This is a genomic window from Bacillus sp. TH30 (assembly GCF_016650875.1).
Classification (GTDB): Bacteria; Bacillota; Bacilli; order Bacillales; family Bacillaceae_G; genus Bacillus_A; species Bacillus_A mycoides.
In genome coordinates, this window is the sequence record NZ_JAEKEY010000002.1 from 737,156 (window position 1) to 755,346 (window position 18,191).

Here is an 18,191-nt window from a genome sequence, read left to right on the forward strand (position 1 = left end):
TGCATTCTTTGCAAAGGGATAGAGTTAATTATCTCCTATGGGTATTAAACGTGCATTACAGCATCGCTCGTAAAACTCAATCGGACCTGCTTGTCCTATAATTGCATACTCATATCCGCTTTTCTTCATGTTATATAAACAATGATTCAATAACGTCTTCCCAACACCGTTCACACGATTATGTTTCGCTGTACCCATCGGGCCAAACAACCCTTTCTTTCCTCTCACAACATCATAACAAGCGAAACCAATGATTTCTCCTCCTTGTTCAGCAATAAATATAGGTAACTCTTCTTTATATGTCCGAAATCCATAATCTAAAGATTTTAACCAACGCTCACCAAATTCATCCTTAACAAAACGTGCCAACTTTTCAAAATCAGAAGAGATCGCTTTTCTAATATTACAGCTTAAACTATTACAAATAGGATCAAATATTGTTAATGCAACCGTCAAGTCTCTTGGTTCAGATGTAATTTGCAACAGATCTTTTTTCATCTTTTCACTTATAACCTTATCAATAACTGTATCCCCTTGAAAAATTGCATATAAAACATGCCCTTCATTTATTACTATTTGCTGAAAACGTTCCATCCGTTTCTTCGCTACTTGTAAAACTTCTATCGTCTTATTTGAAACTTTAAACTCCCCAACATTTATGTATTCTATTTCATTTGCATAATATTGTTGGAGTAACGATATCTTTGCTAAAAAACCCATACCCACCGTGTGAAATAAATACATATGTAACTCCGCGCAAACTCCAGTACCTTCCTTACAAGCTCCTATAAATAGATGAACTGGATGGATAATACCTTTACTACACTCAGCCTCTTCTGCTGCAATCTCCAATATTTTATATGCACGTTTTGTAAATTGGAATTCCATCATCTATATCCCTTCCCCTAATGACTTATTATCAAACCATAACCGTATATAATAGAAACAATTACTCCAACCATTAATATGCCTGGAAGTAAATTTGCCACTTTAATTTTAATAAATCCAAGTAAGTTTAATCCGATTGCGAATATCATAATACCGCCAGTAGCCGTCATTTCCACTATAAATTGATTCATTAATTCTTTTGGAACAAAACTATTAATTTGTGTTGCAAAAACTGCAATACCTCCCTCATATAAAATCACTGGAATCGCTGAAAATACTACGCCAATTCCTAGAGTTGTCGTTAATATAATAGAAATGAATCCATCGATAATCGCTTTTGTGAATAAAACATCGTGATTCCCTCTAATACCACTGTCTAATGCGCCAAGTATCCCCATCGCTCCAATTGCAAAGATTAGAGTAGCTGTTACAAAACCTTCTGATATACTTCCTTTACCTTTCGATCCAACTTTATTTTCTAGCCATTCTCCTAAATGTGTTAATCTTTCTTCTAATTGTAGCCATTCTCCAATTACCGCACCAATAACTAAACTTAAAATCACAACGAGAAAATTTTCACTCTTCAATGCCATTTGAAGTCCAAGTACAGCAACCGTTAAACCAATTGCATGCATAATCGTTCCTTTCATACTTTCTGGAATATTACTAAATAATTTACCAAACAAAGTTCCAATTATAATGCAGACTCCATTTACAACTGCTCCTACTATAACCATACTACATTCTCCATCCTCTGAATTCCTTATTACTATATTCTGGATTACACATTGCTTTAAAGGTTACCTATATGTTAACTTAATATTAAGAATATTAGCAAATGATTTAACCCGCTTTTTAGCATCTACGAATCTATCTATACGCTATTTTCACTACATTCATTGTGGAAGTTCACGATTACGGTATACAAGGAACCTTTAGTCAGTGATAGATTTTTATCAGTTGAACAAAACGGGACAAAACCAAAAGGGACGGTAGCTATGAAAACTTTATTAAAACGACTTATTTTAATAGCCTTTTTCATTACACCAATTGTTTTATTAATCAATTACACTTACATTTCAAAAGCAAAAAATAAACCAGATATACAAAACGCATCAACCAAAGAAAATTCGACGACCGAAAAGAAAACCGAAAACCCTGAAATCACACTCACCTTCTCTGGTGATACAATGTTCGATTGGCAATTACGTCCCGTAATCGAAAAAAATGGGGCTGATTATCCGTTTCAACATGTAAAAGAGGAAATAACGAAAGCTGATATCTCCTTTATTAATTTAGAGTCTGCATTTACAACGAGAGAAAAAAAAGTACCTGGGCAACAATTTTGGATTAAAAGTGATCCATCCACACTACAAGCCATTAAAAACACCGGATATGACATCGTAAACATTGGCAATAACCATACGCTTGATTATGGACAAGATGGACTACTAGACACCATTTCTCACGTCGAAAAGTTAAAACTACCTTACACTGGAGCCGGAAAAAATGTTGAAGATGCTTATACCGCTCGTGAACTAACTGTAAAAGGAAAAAAGTTTAAATTTCTTTCCTTTGTACGCTTTATGCCTAACTTTAATTGGGTAGCCGGTGACAATAAACCCGGCGTTGCAAACGGATATGACCTAGATCTTGTAACAAAAACGATTCAAGAGCAAAAGAAAGATGCTGATTATGTAATCGTCTATATGCATTGGGGCGTCGAAAAATCTAATCGCCCAATAGAATACCAGAAACAATATGTTCCGAAAATGGTAGAGGCGGGTGCTGATGCAATCGTTGGAAGTCACCCGCATTGGTTACAAGGATTTGAGTATTACAATAAAGTTCCTATCGCATACTCGTTAGGAAACTTTTTATTCCCGAATTATGTAAATGGAAAGAGTGCCGAAACAGGCGTATTAACTTTAACCTTTAAAGGTAAGGATGTCCAAATGTCATTCAATCCTTACATCATTCGCAACAACCAAGTTTCTCCTGTAAATGAAGAAGAAAAGAAAAAAGCACTGCAATATTTACAAACGGTTTCAACTGATGTAGAAATTGATGACACTGGGAAAATAATAAACAAACGCAACTAAACAGCACGAGATTCATTTCTCTGTAACATACATTACGGGATAGGTGATGAATATGTTGAAAAACTTATTAGAAAATATAAGTCTGTTAGAAAACGTGTATAAAATATCTATAGCGATCCTGCTTTTATGTTCATTTTTTTCTGTTAGACTTCTAAGAAAAATAAAGCGAGAGAGAAAACTTACTCCCTTTGAATTTACAATGTATGTAATCATTCGTATTGCAATACTTTTTTGGTTAACTAGCTTTATCCTTCTTGAATATGGAGCGTATTTCGTTTAACTTTCAAAGAATAAAAAAGATAGAACAAGCAGGATTTCCCTCCGCTTGTATCTACCTTTTTTATTTCAAGTAGAATTGTATGTTAACTCTTTTCTTTTATTAAATAAGTAAATCAAACAGCACAGGATTTTTATTAAGCTCCACGAATTGAATGTTATTTTCTTGAAAACGAGTAATTAAAGCTTCATAGTCTTCCTTATGCTTTAATTCTACCCCCACTAAAGCTGGACCATTTTCTTTATTATGTTTCTTAATATACTCAAAGCGAGTAATATCATCTTCCGGTCCTAATCCTTTATCAAGAAACTCTCGTAGTGCTCCTGAACGTTGCGGAAATTCAATGATGAAATAGTGCTTTAATCCTTCATGAATAAGGGATCGTTCTTTCATTTCTTGCATTCTATCAATATCATTATTTCCACCACTTAACGTGCATACAACTGTTTTTCCCTTTATTTCATCTCTGTATAGATCAAGTGCCGCAATAGAAAGCGCACCAGCTGGCTCTGCTACAATTGCATTTTTCTTATACAGTTCTAAAATCGTTGTACAAACCTTTCCCTCCGGTACTAAAACAATATCATCAATTACATCTTTACATGTTTCAAAAGTTAACTTTCCTACCTTCTTAACAGCTGCTCCATCAACAAAACTATCAATCTTTTCTAATGCAACATTTTCATTTTGAAGAAAAGCTTCTTTCATAGATGCAGCTCCCATCGGTTCTACACCGATTACCTTTGTAGTAGGACTAACCCCCTTTACATATGTACCAATACCAGATGCTAATCCACCACCGCCAATTGCTGTAAATATATAATCAACTGGTTTCTCCATATCATGCATAATTTCAACAGCGACTGTTCCTTGACCAGCAACGACATACGGATCATCAAACGGATGTACAAATGTCATCCTATTTTCTACACAATAGCGCTGCGCCTCTTGGAAAGAACTATCAAATGTATCACCAACTAATACAATGTCTGCGAAATCACCACCGAAAAATTCAACTTGTGATACTTTTTGCTTAGGTGTCGTTGTCGGCATGAAAATTTTTGACGGAATCTTCAATAAATTACACGTATAAGCAACTCCTTGTGCATGATTACCAGCACTTGCACAAACAACACCATTTTGTAACTTTTCTTTCGGTAAACTTTGAATTAAATTATACGCACCACGAATTTTGAAAGAACGAATAACTTGTAAATCTTCTCGCTTAACATATACGTCACATTCATATTTCTCAGATAAAACTGAATCTCGTTGTAACGGTGTTTTAATAATGATATCTTTCATGCAATTATGAGCCATTAAGATATCTTCAATTTTCACTCTCTCCTTTACATTTTGCACCATTTTATATCATCCTTATCTCTTTTTATATTGGCTCAATCAAAATTCGGGATTTTCAGAACTGCACCTGTATTCGCCGATGTTACCATTTGTGCATAACGTCCAAGCCACCCAGTTTTCACTTTTGGTTCTGGTCGTTTCCACCCTTTTTTACGCTTCTCTAATTCCTCATCACTAACTCTCACTTCTAACAAGCGTTCCTCAACATCAATACATACAATATCTCCTTGTTCAAGAAGTGCAATCGTTCCGCCAGCTGCTGCTTCTGGTGAAATGTGCCCTACCGAAATACCACGTGAAGCACCAGAGAAGCGACCATCAGTTAAAAGTGCAACATCTGCTCCTAATCCCATACCAGCAATTGCTGATGTTGGTGCTAACATTTCCGGCATACCAGGTCCGCCTCTTGGTCCTTCATAGCGAATAACAACTACATCTCCTTTCTTAACTTTCCCAAGCATAATGCCGGCAAGCGCCTCATCTTGTGAATTAAAAATAACGCAAGGTCCTTCAAATCGTTTTACTTCTGTTGCTCCGCTTTTAATAACCGCTCCGTCTTTCGCAAGATTTCCTTTTAATATACGTAATCCTCCTTCTTCACTATGAGGATTTTCTAGAGAATGAATAACTTCCTTATCTTGAATCTCTGCATGAGCAATGTTTTCTCTTAATGTTTGCCCAGTAGCAGTTATACGATCAAGGTGAAGTACCCCTTCTTTTCGGCTCATCTCTTTCAAAATTGCACTAATCCCGCCTGCACGATCGATATCTTCCATATGCCAATTAGAAGCTGGACTTACTTTACATAAATGCGGTACACGCCTTGAAACTGCATCAATGCGGTTCATATCGTAATCTAATCCCGCCTCTTGTGCGAGTGCTAACGTGTGTAATACTGTATTCGTTGATCCACCCATCGCCATATCAAGTGCAAACGCATCATCAATTGCTTCTTCTGTTACAATGTCGCGTGGTTTAATATCTCTCTCAATTAAAATTTTTAATTTTTCTGCTGCTTGTTTAATTAACTCCTCACGTCTTGGATCAATTGCTAAAATACTCCCGTTACCAGGAAGAGCTAAACCTAACACTTCGCATAAACAGTTCATAGAGTTCGCTGTAAACATCCCAGAACAAGAACCACAAGATGGACAGCCATGATCTTCAATGTCCTTTAATTCTTCTTCTGAAATTTTCCCAGATTGATAGGCTCCTACCCCTTCAAAAACAGAACTTAAATCGACAACTTCCCCTTTAGATGTTTTCCCAGCTGCCATCGGACCACCTGAAACAAAAACAGTTGGAATGTTTATGCGAAGTGCAGCCATCATCATACCTGGTGTAATTTTGTCACAGTTTGGAATACAAATCATTCCGTCAAACCAGTGTGCATTTACAACCGTTTCTACTGAATCTGCAATGATTTCACGACTCGGAAGCGAATAACGCATACCGATATGACCCATCGCAATACCGTCATCTACTCCAATTGTATTAAATTCAAATGGAACCATGCCTGCTGCACGTACTGCTTCTTTAACAAGTTTCCCAAACTCATTTAAGTGCTTATGACCTGGAATAATTTCAATAAAAGAATTACAAATTGCTATGAATGGTTTATCAAAATCTTCATCTTTTAAACCAGTTGCTTTTAATAAACTACGATGCGGAGCTTTATCAAAACCTTTTTTAATCATGTCACTTCTCATCTTGTCAAATCCCTTCTTACACATTTTTTCTCTTACTTAATCTATTTTTTAAAATAAAAACTCTCACCTCAGCAATCAACTACTACTTAATAGTAGCTTTGATTGCTGAGGCGAGAGTTTCGCGTTACCACTCAGCTTCCTTACACTTCTCACGAAATATAAGCTTTGTAGGTCCAACCAGACCCCCGTCCTTTTACCGGAGACGATACCGCCGCCCTCTACTCAGTTTCCCTTTCGCAAGCGATGCTCCGAGGTGATATTCAATGATTCGATGCTTACTACTCTCGCAGCCTTGGAGTAGCTCTCTGAAACGATCATAATCATCTACTTTCCTCTTCTTTGCATATACATAATATAAAGTCTGAAAATTCATAATTGGCTTTTATTTGTTAAACGTATTATAGGACTTTGTTCTTTTCATTGTCAACATTTTTTTAAAAATTCATTTTTAAAGTTCAATTCATACACTAAAAGGTTGTTTATTTTTCTCAAAACAAAATTGGAATGAACTTCTTACACGTACTCATATATTACTTAAGTATGTTTGCTTTTCTACATAAAGAAAAACAACTTAAAACATATAAAAATTTCATGAGGAGATGAGGGAACTATGTTAAAAGGTAAAATAGCATTAGTTACTGGAGCAAGCCGAGGAATTGGACGTGCTATCGCAAAACGTTTAGCAAACGATGGTGCATTAGTTGCTGTTCATTATGGTAACCGAAAAGAAGATGCTGAAGAAACTGTTCATGAAATTCAATCAAATGGCGGATCAGCTTTTTCTATCGGTGCGAATCTTGAATCTTTACACGGTGTAGAAAACCTATATAATTCTTTAGATACTGAATTGCAAAAGCGAACTGGTGGAACGGAATTTGATATTTTAATAAACAACGCTGGAATTGGATCTGGTGCTTTTATTGAAGAAACGACTGAACAATTTTTTGATAGAATCGTTTCAGTAAATGCAAAAGCACCATTCTTCATCATCCAACAAGCTCTACCGCGTTTACGTGACAATAGCCGGATTGTTAATATCTCATCAGCCGCAACTCGCATTTCTTTACCTGATTTCGTTGCATATAGTATGACGAAAGGTGCAATTAACACAATGACTTTCACTCTAGCAAAACAACTTGGCGCACGAGGTATTACTGTAAATGCAATACTTCCAGGCTTCATTAAAACAGATATGAATGCGGAACTCTTGAGCGATCCAATGATGAAACAATATGCTACTAACATTTCAGCTTTCAATCGATTAGGTGAAGTAGAAGACATTGCCGACACTGCTGCATTTCTCGCTTCTCCTGATAGTCGCTGGGTTACTGGACAATTGATTGATGTTAGCGGAGGATCTTGTTTGTAAATTCATTTACAATAAAAAAGCCAGCAAAAATGCTGGCTTTTTTATTAGTGTGTAAAACGATATCCTACTCCCCAAATTGTTTCAATGTATGATTTATCAAATGGATCGAGTTCAATTTTTTGACGAATATTTTTCACATGTACAGCAACCGTTGCTGCATCACCAATTACATCCATCCCCCAGACAGTTTCAAAGAGACGATCTTTACTAAATACTTGGTTTGGATGTTCCGCCATACAAGTTAATAAATCAAATTCTTTTCCTGTTAACATGACCTCAGTTCCATTTATAAATACACGTCGTGCCGATTTATCAATAAGCAATCCTCGAATACGAATTTCATCTTTTATTTGTTCTCGCTTCCCTGTTAAACGATCATAACGGGCTAGATGAGCGTTTACACGCGCCACCATTTCACTTGGGCTAAATGGTTTTATAATATAATCATCTGCTCCAAAACCTAACCCTTTAATTTTATCGATTTCCTCTTGTTTTGCGGACACCATAAGTATTGGTATGTCCTTTTTCAATCGAACTTGTTTACAAATTTCATATCCATCTATTCCCGGTAACATTATGTCTAAAATTAACAAGTCATAATCCTCCAGAAGAACTCTTTGTAAACCTTTTTCGCCAGAGTAATCAATATCTACTGTATACCCAGCAACCTCTAAATAATCCTTTTCTAACTCTGCTATAATAGCTTCATCTTCAATAATTAAAATTCTTTTCAAGATGCTCTCCTTTTTCTAATTGATTTTTTGTAATGTAAATGCCAGCGTCGTTCCTTTACCTTTTTTGCTTTCTACCCAAATATCACCACCATGTTGTGTGATAATCTGATGTGCAATTGACAAACCAAGTCCGCTTCCACCCGTTTTAGAATTTCTAGAATGATCTGCACGATAAAATCTTTCAAATATATAAGGCATCGCCTTCTCCTCTATTCCTATCCCATTATCTTTTATGTAAATCGTTACATAATCACTAGATTCAGTCATACGAATTCCTATATATCCTTCTTCTTTATCCATATACTTCACACTATTCCAAATGATATTTGTAATAACACGACGTAATTTTTCACGATCACCTTTTACCAAAATAGAAGTATCCTTTTGAGCATCCCAACTCACTGCAATTCCCTTATCTTGCAATTCAAGCTGTAGTTCTTCTATACAATCAGATAAGTATTGATTAATTTCAACCTCTTCAAATTGAAACGGTTCCTCTTTCAAATCAAGTTTTGAAAAGAGAAAAAGCTCGTCAATTAATTGATCCATATCAAACACTTTATGATAAATAATCGTTAAATATTTATCTAATTGTTCTGGAGTTCGAGCGATACCTTCTTTAATTCCTTGTACATAACCTTTAATAGCCGTTATCGGCGTCCGTAAATCATGAGAAATATTTGAAAGCAACTCTTTACGATTCTTTTCATATTGCATTTGCAACTCGACCGATTCCTTCAACCTGCCACGCATCTCTTCAAACGATAAACTTAATTCACCTATTTCATCTTTCGCAAGTGGCTTTACTTGAAAATCTAAATCACCCTTTTGAATTCTTTCCGTTGCCTGCTTTAATGAATGCAATGGTTTAATAATACTCCGTGATATAAAATATGTTAATATTCCATTCGTAATAATTAACCCAAGTATTAAAGAGAATACGAAATACGGGAAAAATTCTCTAATCATTTCTTCTAAAGGATTTACATACTCAAATACAAAAATACTAACCTTATCCTTCTCTTCATCGTAGTAATCAAATTGCTTATAGTAAAAAGAATTACCCTCTATTTTCACATCCATTCCCTTTCTTTGTCCTTCCGTTTCAAATGCGGGTAGGTATTTATCAAACGAAGAGATTTTAAAATATGGGGATGAATATTTAAGCTCATCATTTTTTCGAATTAGTAATCCTGCTTGATTATCATTTAATTCTTTATCAGTTTCCTTTAAAAAATTTATATCCTCCAATTTATCTGGAGCATACGATGAAAGAATTTTCAACCTACTAAAAATATCATCTTCATCTTCTTTTGTACGAATAGCTCCCTCCTGCTCTTTATCAATGAGAGAATGACTATTTTGATTAAGACCAATGATTGCTTTTGCAATACGAATATCACCAAATAAAGTAACACTAATTAACATAACTGCTATACCGCAAAAAACGATTGGAATAATTACCATCGCAACATACGACAACAGCAATCTAATACGGATTGACATTACAGAACTCCTATGAACATTATAATTTTAGCTAGTTACAGAATTCACCGGAAACGAAACTTGACTCATCCAAATACCAGCTAATAATACGAGTATAGCTAGAACAATTTCTAAGAGCAATAAACGGCGATTAACTGTTCCGATATCGTTACCCCATGTTTTCGTTTGTCTCCATGCTACAATTGTAATTATACATACAGTAAGAATCTTTATATTTAAAAGGTTCGTCCATATTGAATTAAAATTAAAAAGTACCCAATTCCTTGTCTGTAAAAACACAATTAATTCCCCAGAAAGAAATGCTAGAATAAATGAAGTACCAGCAATAATACTAAAATGTTTACGGAAACGCTTTTGATCAAATGTAATTTTGTATAATCTTGTCCACGCTATAACAAGAGCTAAATAAATAAGTGCTCCTAGCCACACTGCAATACTCATAACGTGGACCATTCTAATTATAACTGCTGCCCAATTTGGATTAGTAATCCATACATGACCTGTGAAAGAAAAACTCGCAACAAGAAATCCCCAAATTAGCGCATACCATTCGTTCCCCATATGCTGCAAAGACATAAGAACTAATAATAGCAGTTGAATCATAATAATAACTGAAAATGGCGAATGAATAAGTAAACTCCCCTTCGGAATAATTGACTTATACACTATTAATTCGGCTATCAATCCTACTACAAGTATAGAGAAGAAAATCTTTTTCATATTCTTCATTCTTTGCAATATGGGAGGTAATCTATAACGTTTTACAAACATATCGAGCCACTTTACTCCTGCTCCAATTAAAATCATTCCCTCTACAATATAGCGTAGTGTTACTATCATAACATCTGAAAATACTGAGCCACTCGCATTTCCCTCTACCACTACATTAGTTTGTACTTCTTCTCCAATTGAAAAGGGATAGCCTCCTTCACTCGGATGTCCGTCTGCAGATATCATAGACCACCTTACTGTGTAAGTACCATTATTTAAGTTTGGTATTTTCACTTTTATTTTTGCTGGGTTATCTAATATTTCAACCTTTGATACTTGCACTCTCTTTGCACTTGGATCTAGCAGTTCAATATTGACTACATTTCCTGTAACTGGTTCACTAAATTCAAGAATAATCTGCTCCGGTTGTACTGTAAGAACCTCACCCTCTTTAGGGTTGGCTCCTATAACACTTGTATGAGCAAATACACTACTATGAGAAAATAAAAATATACTTGTACTTATTACAATAAATACTATCATTCTATAAAGCATGAAAACCTCCGTATTATTATTCTGGATGATTACCCGCGTGATCTCCTGTAGAAAACGGAGTAGTTACCCCCTCATAATTCATCATCGTATGCATTCCTTTTTCCGCATGAACGAGATGATGACAATGAACCATCCATAGTCCACTATTATTTGCCTCTAGAGCAATTTCATATTCTTCTCCCGGAAAAACATTAACTGTATCTAAGTAAATCGGACTTCCCTCCATTGGTTTACCATTTTTAGAAATAACCTGGAATGTATGTCCATGCAAATGCATTGGATGAATTTCTTCCCCCTTATTTTTAAATCGAATCTTAACTTTATCCCCTTTCTCTACTTTAATTGGTGGAATGTCAGGTGATGTCTTTCCATTAATCGTATACACCCATTTTTCTTGTCCATTTATATCTTTCACACCTTCTGCCAAATCCATATCATAGACTTTTGTAAACTTTGAATCTATCGTAAACTTGCCAACTTCTTTTTCTCCATATTTCGTAAAGTCAAACCATGGATAACTCTTTATATCAACAGGTTTTTTCGGCAAAGAACCGTTCCCAATAGTCGTCGTTAACATTCGATTCATTTTCTTAGATGGATCAACATTAATAAGTTTTACACTCGTTGTTTCTGGCATTTTAAAAACAAGGTCATAACGTTGTGCAGCTCCCATCGGAAGAATTGCTTTATCTAGCTCGTCCCCACCTTTTATGTCACGACCATCTAATGCAATAATTTGAAATGGCGCCCCAACTAATGTCATTAAATGCGTATTATTCCCAGCATTAATTAAGCGAAGGCGTACTGTTTCACCTGGTTTTGCATCCAATCGTAGTCCCTCACTTGTATCATTTAATGTAAATACATCGTAATCATCTCCATCAGATAAATCTTTGAGTTGATCATTACTCGGCATCATAAGCGGTCCTTCTAAAGTTTGTGCCTTTTCATTTCGAATATAATTACTAGGATAGCTACCCCAATCTTTATCTTGTTCGCCATTATGCTTACGGGTTTTTATGGCTCCTGTTTTCCATTCATGGATCGCCACTGTATAATCCTTTTCATATTTTACAGCTGGTTTATTTGGTTCAATAACAATGGTTCCAAATAGTCCCCGTTCCGTTTGTATTGCACTTTTTTGATGTGAATGATACCAATATGTCCCTACCTGATCAGCATTAAATGCGTATGTATATGTTTCACCTGGTTTTATAGCATTTTGCGTAACACCTGGAACACCATCTACCGCCGCAGGAACATCTAATCCGTGCCAATGGATTGTAACCGGTTCTGGTAATTCATTTTTCAAATTTACAACAATACGTTCACCTTGTTTAACTCGAATTTGAGTACCCGGTGATGTTCCATCAAAGGTCCATGCATCTACCTTTTTCCCATTTCCCAAATCTACACTTGCTACTTTCGCCGTAATATTAAAAGTTTTTGTAACCCTATTTTCTGCATTTGAATTCGTAAGAGATGTAATTGATTCTGAAGTAGATGTTACGTCTCTTAACTTCTTTTTTCATTTGTACCTGGGTAATTATTAATTAAAAAATATCCGAAAATAACTAACCCTAATAGTAAACATGCCGCAATCAATATATTTCTTAAATCACTTTGTATAAATTCCTTTTTCATATTAGTCTCTCTTTCATTTTTTGTTGTAAACTATTAATTTTCATACGTGGATGCATTGCCTATCACCTCACATATTCACTTCGATTTACATCATAACACTCAGAAAAAAAGAAACTTTGAAGGAATTTTAAAGACTTTATAAAGAAATATATTTCAATTTTTATTCACTTCTAAATCTTTTTTATTGCGCAATAAAACATTTTATATAATACTGTATAAAACATATATATTTAGGAGGATTACAGCAATGTCTGAAAAAACATACGAACTCGCAACCTTCGCAGGCGGTTGTTTTTGGTGCATGGTAAAACCATTTGATGAGCTTCCCGGTATTCAAAAAGTACTTTCCGGCTATGCAGGTGGTCATGTAGAAAACCCAACATACGAACAAGTAAAGACTGGAACATCTGGACATTTAGAAGTTGTACAAATTACATTCGATCCTTCTATTTTTCCTTATCAAAAATTACTAGATTTATATTGGCCACAAATTGATCCAACTGATGACGGCGGACAATTTTTCGATCGTGGTCCATCTTACCGCACAGCAATTTTTTATCATAATGAAACACAAAAAGAGCTTGCAGAAAAATCAAAGCAAACTCTAGCAGAAAGCGGTATGTTTAAAGGTCCTATTGTGACTGAAATCCGCTCAGCTGCACCTTTTTATGAAGCAGAGGAATACCACCAACATTTCTATAAAAAGAATCCAGAGAAATATGCTACTGAGCAAAAAGAATCTGGCCGTGAAGACTTTATAAAAGAAAATTGGCAAAAATAATAATAAAAATGCATCGTACCTTTTAAGTACGATGCATTTTTATCTTTGAAAAAAGTACCATACAATGATGAGAACAACCACTGTTAATATCCAAAGTGCTATTTCATTTTTCACTCTACTCTTTTTCTTAGTCATTTCCTCTCCTCCTAATAGCAATACAACGTATTCAAGATTTCCTCTGTTTAATTGTCCACCTTATATACGTGAATACATCCTTACAAATTCTTATAACAAAACCACCGACGATTCCGATTGCAATTGAAATTACTAACATCTGTACAAAACTAAGAGTAGTTGTGTATGTTATGTAGATAACAATGCATACAAGTAAAACATCCGGTAAAGAAAGCAAAAACTTTTTAAGCATTTCTTCAGCTCTCCTATGCTTTATTTGTAATTTATACTTTCTACTGTAGCTTTGAAATAAAGTTTGTTCAAAAATTCCATTTAGACACTCATTTTATGGAAAAAGAATAAGAACCTCTTTTAAAAAGGGATTCTTATCTACATATCCTATCCCATAATTACTCCTAAACTAGAATAATATTACTAGTGATTTGTTGTGAATTAACTATTTGCCAGGCAATCGGATGTTACGCCAACTACCTACATCGCATTGACCGTATGTATTATCACCTACTGCTACCACCGTGCCATCTAATTTCAGACCGACCGTATGCGCACAACCCGCCGCTATCGCTACAATATCACGCCAATCGCTTACATTACATTGACCATACTCATTCCAGCCGACTGCCACCACGGTACCGTCTGATTTAAGTCCGATTGTATGATTCGTACCAGCTGCTATTGCCATAATATCTTTCCAGCTGCCTACATCGCATTGACCAAGTTTATTATTACCCACTGCCATCACTTTGCCATCCGATTTCAAACCAACAGTATGAAGATAACCTGCCGCCAACTCCACCATACCACGCCATCCACTTACATTGCATTGGCCATATCGATTATTCCCCACAGTCGTCACAGTTCCGTCCAATTTAAGACCGACTGTATGCCAGTCACCCACCGCGACCGCCACAATATCTCTCCAGCCGCTTATATTGCATTCTTCTTCTTTATTTCGCCCCACCGCTATTACCGTGCCATCCGGTTTAAGGCCAATAGTACGACGCCATCCCGCCGCAACCGATACAATATTATGCCAGTCGTTTACATCGCATTGATCATGCTTATTCCACCCCACCGCTTCCACAGTATTATCACTTTTAAGAGCGATTGTATGAGCGTTCCCAGTGTTCGTCGCCATATGAACATTGCCCGCAGCGACTGCTTCAATATCACACCAGCTGCTTACATTGCATTCACCTTCTTTATTTCGCCCCACTGCTACAACCGCGCCATCCGATTTAAGTGCAACAGTATGACCACGCCCCGCTGCTATCGTATCTTTAGGCCACCGTTTCATTTTTAATATCTCTTCTTTCGGTGAAATGTAATTCATGTTTTACCTCCTTGTATATAAGCAACCATATCAAAATAAATATTTTCATCAAATTTTATTATAAATGATCTGACTTTTTATAAATCTATATCTACGAAAAAGACTACTATTACTTCTTTTAAAAAATAAAAACCTCCAGTTTAAATACTAGAGGTTCCTTCTTTATTTCTTCAATCGTTCAATAAAATCGTTCAATTTATCAAGTGATTTCATATTCTGATTACAAGCTACACCATCTTTGCAAATATAGTTTCCCTTTTTCACGAAAGTTCCTGGTATATTACCTTTAATTTCAACTAAAAACATCCCTACTTCTTCATGTCCATGACATAATGAACAAATGCTCTTTTTATTTAAACTTTGGAACGTCCCTTGCAGACCAACAAACTTATTTTTATCATTTTTCGCTATAATAAATTTCCTGCTTGACCCTTTATCAATCCAGCTTAAATAAGATAATTCTTTCATGTCCAGTTCTTCCATATCAGGGAGCTTTAATTTTTTCGCTTTAGGAAATAATTTTTTTTAATGTTTGTGCTGTAACTTCTTGAAACGGAATGACATACGGATTTATTTTCATTAAAAACGATTCTGCATCTTCTCTATTTTGAACTGTTAATACCGTATCAATTAACTCTTTCTGTTCATCCGTTAAATTCTCAAATACATGTATTATCTTTTCAATCGCAAGTGATTTTAACGCTTGAATTACACCTCTATCATTTGCCGTCGCATGTCCATTTGCTAAAATATAAGCTTGTGACTTTATAAAATTGTATTGATCACTTCTAATAAAAGCTTCCATCTTTATCACTCCATACAAATTGTTGATCTAGTCTTATTGTATACAATGATTCAGCTTTTTGATATGTAAAAGATAACTTAGAAATGAACATTACATACTCTGACTATGTTCTACCGAGGCATTTCCTGACAAAAGAAACCATCATCTGTTTTCCATTCTGCATATAATACATCTTCAAATTTAGTAATCCCTTTTTGCTTTATTTGTTTATAAAGCCATCCTTCATCAAAACCTGCTTCCCTCAAATTATCTTTCACTACTTTACCATCACTAATTAATGAAATCGGTAAGTATACAGGTTTATGTTTTAAACTTAAATCATTTATAGTAGGAGATTCATATTTGCTTTTCTTCAGAACACTTATGTTTCCATTAGGTTCCAAAATCATATATTCAACTTCTCGGATTGAAAATATATCTTTTTGTTGTCTTAGCATTTGTTGTAGTTGATTAATATCCAAATGATTTGAACTTAGTTGTTCCCGGTCAATATATCCATTACGGATAATGATTGACGGAGAGCCTTCAAAAAAACTTCTCGTCCCTCTAAATTTTTGCGTTATCACTTCTATTGTATAAATTAACACTACCCATACAAGTACTGCATATAAAATAGACCATACTTTTATTTCCGGATCATATATAGTATTTCCTACTAATTCTCCGAGAACTATGGCAGAAATAAAATCAAATGGCGTTAACTGAGATATTTGTGTCTTCCCTAATATTTTAGTAGCAATCAATAGCACAAAAAAACCAAAAAATAGTTCTATCGTTATTTGTCCTAGATGATTCATATATGCTCACCTTTCTGCTTTTCACTCAAATGCTCTATATTCTATTTAGTAAAAAGCCGGCACATTTTTTCTATTATCTTGCCCATTCATATCCAATAGATACAAAACAAAAAGAGTCTAGTTCAATTTAATAATTGAACTAGACTCTTTTATTTTCATTTAGAATACACAATCTTTTTAATCGTTTCTCCGGAAAGAAAATGCTCCTCCGCAAGTTGATGAATGGAAATTCCACTTTTAAACGCTTCTTTAATAGCTTTGTTTCTTTCATCTAGTTGTTTTCTTCCTCCAGATTGTGTACCCCATTTATAATGTTTTGTTTCTTGTTTTGGAATGTAAATTGTTTCACCTTGTATATACTTTTGAATTTCAGCAATTAAACTTTCTGGTAAAACCGTCGCAGCTTTAACGTATTTCATTTCTGCTCGCCCCTTATTTTTTATGGTTCATTTCAATAAGGTGCAAAGCCAAATATAAAAAATGATACGAGCTCATTTAGGCGATTGTATATTACTTGTCTACCCCACGCAAAGTATCGCCATTTCCATACTTGGCTTTGCATGAGACGCTGCAGTGTCTGGCAATTGAATTATAATCGCCATATAAACACCTCCTAATATACCTTTTGCATTTTATTATATGATAAATTTCTTCCCCTTGCATCCACATCCTTTTTAAAGCACGAAGTTACTTAGTTTGATATAATACTTTTTAGTCCAATCCAAAAGTATAGTGAGGTTGCGTTATGAAAAAGAATATTATCATTACAATCGTTACATTATTCATTATTACTGTAGCATTATTCGGAACATACAAATTGATGAACGCAAGAAGTTTTCAATTGTTTGGAGGTTTAACAAACCGAGTAGAAACAAATGAAAAAGTGATTGCTTTAACTTTTGATGATGGTCCTACTAACAATGTAAAACAAATATTACCGCTACTAGATCGATACAATGCAAAAACTACTTTCTTTTTAATCGGAAATGAACTAGAGAAAAACCTATCGTTAGGAGAAGATATCGTACAATCTGGACACCAAATTGGAAACCATACATACTCTCATAACAGAATGGTTTTCAAAACTCCTTCTTTTATTAAAGAAGAAATAGAAAAAACGAACTCGATAATCCGTCAAACAGGATATACAGATGAAATTGATTTTAGACCACCTAACGGTAAAAAGCTAATTGGTCTGCCCTATTATTTAAATAAAAACAATATCGAAACAATCACATGGGACCTTGAACCTGATACTTTTTATACATCTACAGCTGATAAAATTGAATATGTTAGTAAAAATGTAAAACCAGGTTCTATCATTTTATTACACTCTATGTATGATGAGTCTAATGAAAATTTACAGACCATTGAAGGTATTTTAGACTCTTTATCTAAGAAGGGCTATCAGTTCGTAACAGTAAACGAATTACAAAAAAGAGCAAAATAAAAAGGTAGCGTATCATAGAGCGATACGCTACCT

Annotated in this window: 17 protein-coding genes and 1 pseudogene; 5 read left to right on the forward strand and 13 right to left on the reverse strand. The window is 34.9% G+C overall.

Annotation, left to right across the window (positions count from 1 at the left end; all coding sequences use genetic code 11):
• Window positions 1-24: 24 nt before the first annotated feature.
• Window positions 25-891, reverse strand: coding sequence for a GNAT family N-acetyltransferase (locus tag JFU20_RS05950; protein WP_113735533.1), 867 nt, complete (start codon window positions 889-891; stop codon window positions 25-27).
• A gap of 14 nt (window positions 892-905) precedes the next feature.
• Complete coding sequence (locus tag JFU20_RS05955) at window positions 906-1,625, reverse strand: DUF554 domain-containing protein (protein ID WP_201038447.1); 720 nt, start codon at window positions 1,623-1,625, stop codon at window positions 906-908.
• A gap of 261 nt (window positions 1,626-1,886) precedes the next feature.
• Between JFU20_RS05955 and JFU20_RS05960 the strand changes: the two genes are divergently transcribed.
• The gene (locus JFU20_RS05960) at window positions 1,887-2,990 is read left to right on the forward strand and encodes a CapA family protein (protein ID WP_201038448.1); all 1,104 of its coding nucleotides are present in this window, start codon (window positions 1,887-1,889) and stop codon (window positions 2,988-2,990) included.
• A gap of 52 nt (window positions 2,991-3,042) precedes the next feature.
• Entirely contained in the window at window positions 3,043-3,270 is a 228-nt protein-coding gene (locus JFU20_RS05965) for a hypothetical protein (RefSeq protein WP_012260734.1), read from the forward strand.
• Between the two features lie 99 nt (window positions 3,271-3,369).
• On the opposite strand, the gene ilvA is transcribed toward JFU20_RS05965, so the two are convergent.
• Window positions 3,370-4,632 carry a threonine ammonia-lyase IlvA gene (gene ilvA, locus JFU20_RS05970; protein ID WP_002086291.1) on the reverse strand — a complete coding sequence of 421 codons (1,263 nt, stop codon included), beginning with the start codon at window positions 4,630-4,632 and terminating at the stop codon, window positions 3,370-3,372.
• Window positions 4,633-4,664: 32 nt separating this feature from the next.
• Window positions 4,665-6,338, reverse strand: coding sequence for a dihydroxy-acid dehydratase (ilvD, locus tag JFU20_RS05975; RefSeq protein ID WP_002012150.1), 1,674 nt, complete (start codon window positions 6,336-6,338; stop codon window positions 4,665-4,667).
• A gap of 610 nt (window positions 6,339-6,948) precedes the next feature.
• Between ilvD and JFU20_RS05980 the strand changes: the two genes are divergently transcribed.
• A complete protein-coding gene (locus JFU20_RS05980; RefSeq protein ID WP_201038449.1) occupies window positions 6,949-7,707 on the forward strand; it encodes an SDR family oxidoreductase in 759 nt (252 codons plus the stop codon).
• A gap of 44 nt (window positions 7,708-7,751) precedes the next feature.
• On the opposite strand, the gene JFU20_RS05985 is transcribed toward JFU20_RS05980, so the two are convergent.
• Genes JFU20_RS05985 through JFU20_RS06000 form a run of 4 tightly spaced genes read right to left on the reverse strand, consistent with a single transcriptional unit; the run spans window position 7,752 to window position 12,621 of the window.
• Window positions 7,752-8,441, reverse strand: coding sequence for a response regulator transcription factor (locus JFU20_RS05985; protein ID WP_002031197.1), 690 nt, complete (start codon window positions 8,439-8,441; stop codon window positions 7,752-7,754).
• A gap of 15 nt (window positions 8,442-8,456) precedes the next feature.
• A complete protein-coding gene (locus tag JFU20_RS05990) occupies window positions 8,457-9,947 on the reverse strand; it encodes a sensor histidine kinase (protein WP_201038450.1) in 1,491 nt (496 codons plus the stop codon).
• A 27-nt stretch (window positions 9,948-9,974) separates the two neighbouring features.
• Entirely contained in the window at window positions 9,975-11,213 is a 1,239-nt protein-coding gene (locus tag JFU20_RS05995; RefSeq protein ID WP_201038451.1) for a copper resistance CopC/CopD family protein, read from the reverse strand.
• A 16-nt stretch (window positions 11,214-11,229) separates the two neighbouring features.
• Window positions 11,230-12,621: a multicopper oxidase family protein gene (locus tag JFU20_RS06000; protein ID WP_242488150.1), complete on the reverse strand. Its 1,392-nt coding sequence runs from the start codon at window positions 12,619-12,621 to the stop codon at window positions 11,230-11,232.
• Window positions 12,622-13,104: 483 nt separating this feature from the next.
• Here JFU20_RS06000 and msrA point away from each other — a divergent pair, with 483 nt between their 5' ends.
• Window positions 13,105-13,638, forward strand: coding sequence for a peptide-methionine (S)-S-oxide reductase MsrA (msrA, locus tag JFU20_RS06005; protein ID WP_044440446.1), 534 nt, complete (start codon window positions 13,105-13,107; stop codon window positions 13,636-13,638).
• A gap of 166 nt (window positions 13,639-13,804) precedes the next feature.
• On the opposite strand, the gene JFU20_RS06010 is transcribed toward msrA, so the two are convergent.
• The 5 genes and pseudogenes from JFU20_RS06010 to JFU20_RS06030 all read right to left on the reverse strand — a co-directional run bounded on the left by JFU20_RS06010 (window position 13,805) and on the right by JFU20_RS06030 (window position 17,127).
• Window positions 13,805-14,005, reverse strand: coding sequence for a hypothetical protein (locus tag JFU20_RS06010; RefSeq protein ID WP_002141267.1), 201 nt, complete (start codon window positions 14,003-14,005; stop codon window positions 13,805-13,807).
• 204 nt (window positions 14,006-14,209) lie between these two features.
• On the reverse strand, window positions 14,210-15,106 hold the full coding sequence (locus tag JFU20_RS06015) for an RCC1 domain-containing protein (protein ID WP_201038452.1): 897 nt from the start codon (window positions 15,104-15,106) through the stop codon (window positions 14,210-14,212).
• A 162-nt stretch (window positions 15,107-15,268) separates the two neighbouring features.
• Window positions 15,269-15,911, reverse strand: a pseudogene (locus JFU20_RS06020) (FusB/FusC family EF-G-binding protein).
• Window positions 15,912-16,021: 110 nt separating this feature from the next.
• Window positions 16,022-16,708 (reverse strand): DUF421 domain-containing protein, encoded by a 687-nt coding sequence (locus JFU20_RS06025; protein WP_002126773.1) that lies wholly within the window; start codon window positions 16,706-16,708, stop codon window positions 16,022-16,024.
• Between the two features lie 155 nt (window positions 16,709-16,863).
• The gene (locus JFU20_RS06030) at window positions 16,864-17,127 is read right to left on the reverse strand and encodes a CD3324 family protein (RefSeq protein WP_002012161.1); all 264 of its coding nucleotides are present in this window, start codon (window positions 17,125-17,127) and stop codon (window positions 16,864-16,866) included.
• A 326-nt stretch (window positions 17,128-17,453) separates the two neighbouring features.
• Between JFU20_RS06030 and JFU20_RS06035 the strand changes: the two genes are divergently transcribed.
• Window positions 17,454-18,158 (forward strand): polysaccharide deacetylase family protein, encoded by a 705-nt coding sequence (locus JFU20_RS06035; RefSeq protein WP_201038453.1) that lies wholly within the window; start codon window positions 17,454-17,456, stop codon window positions 18,156-18,158.
• Window positions 18,159-18,191 lie beyond the last annotated feature (33 nt).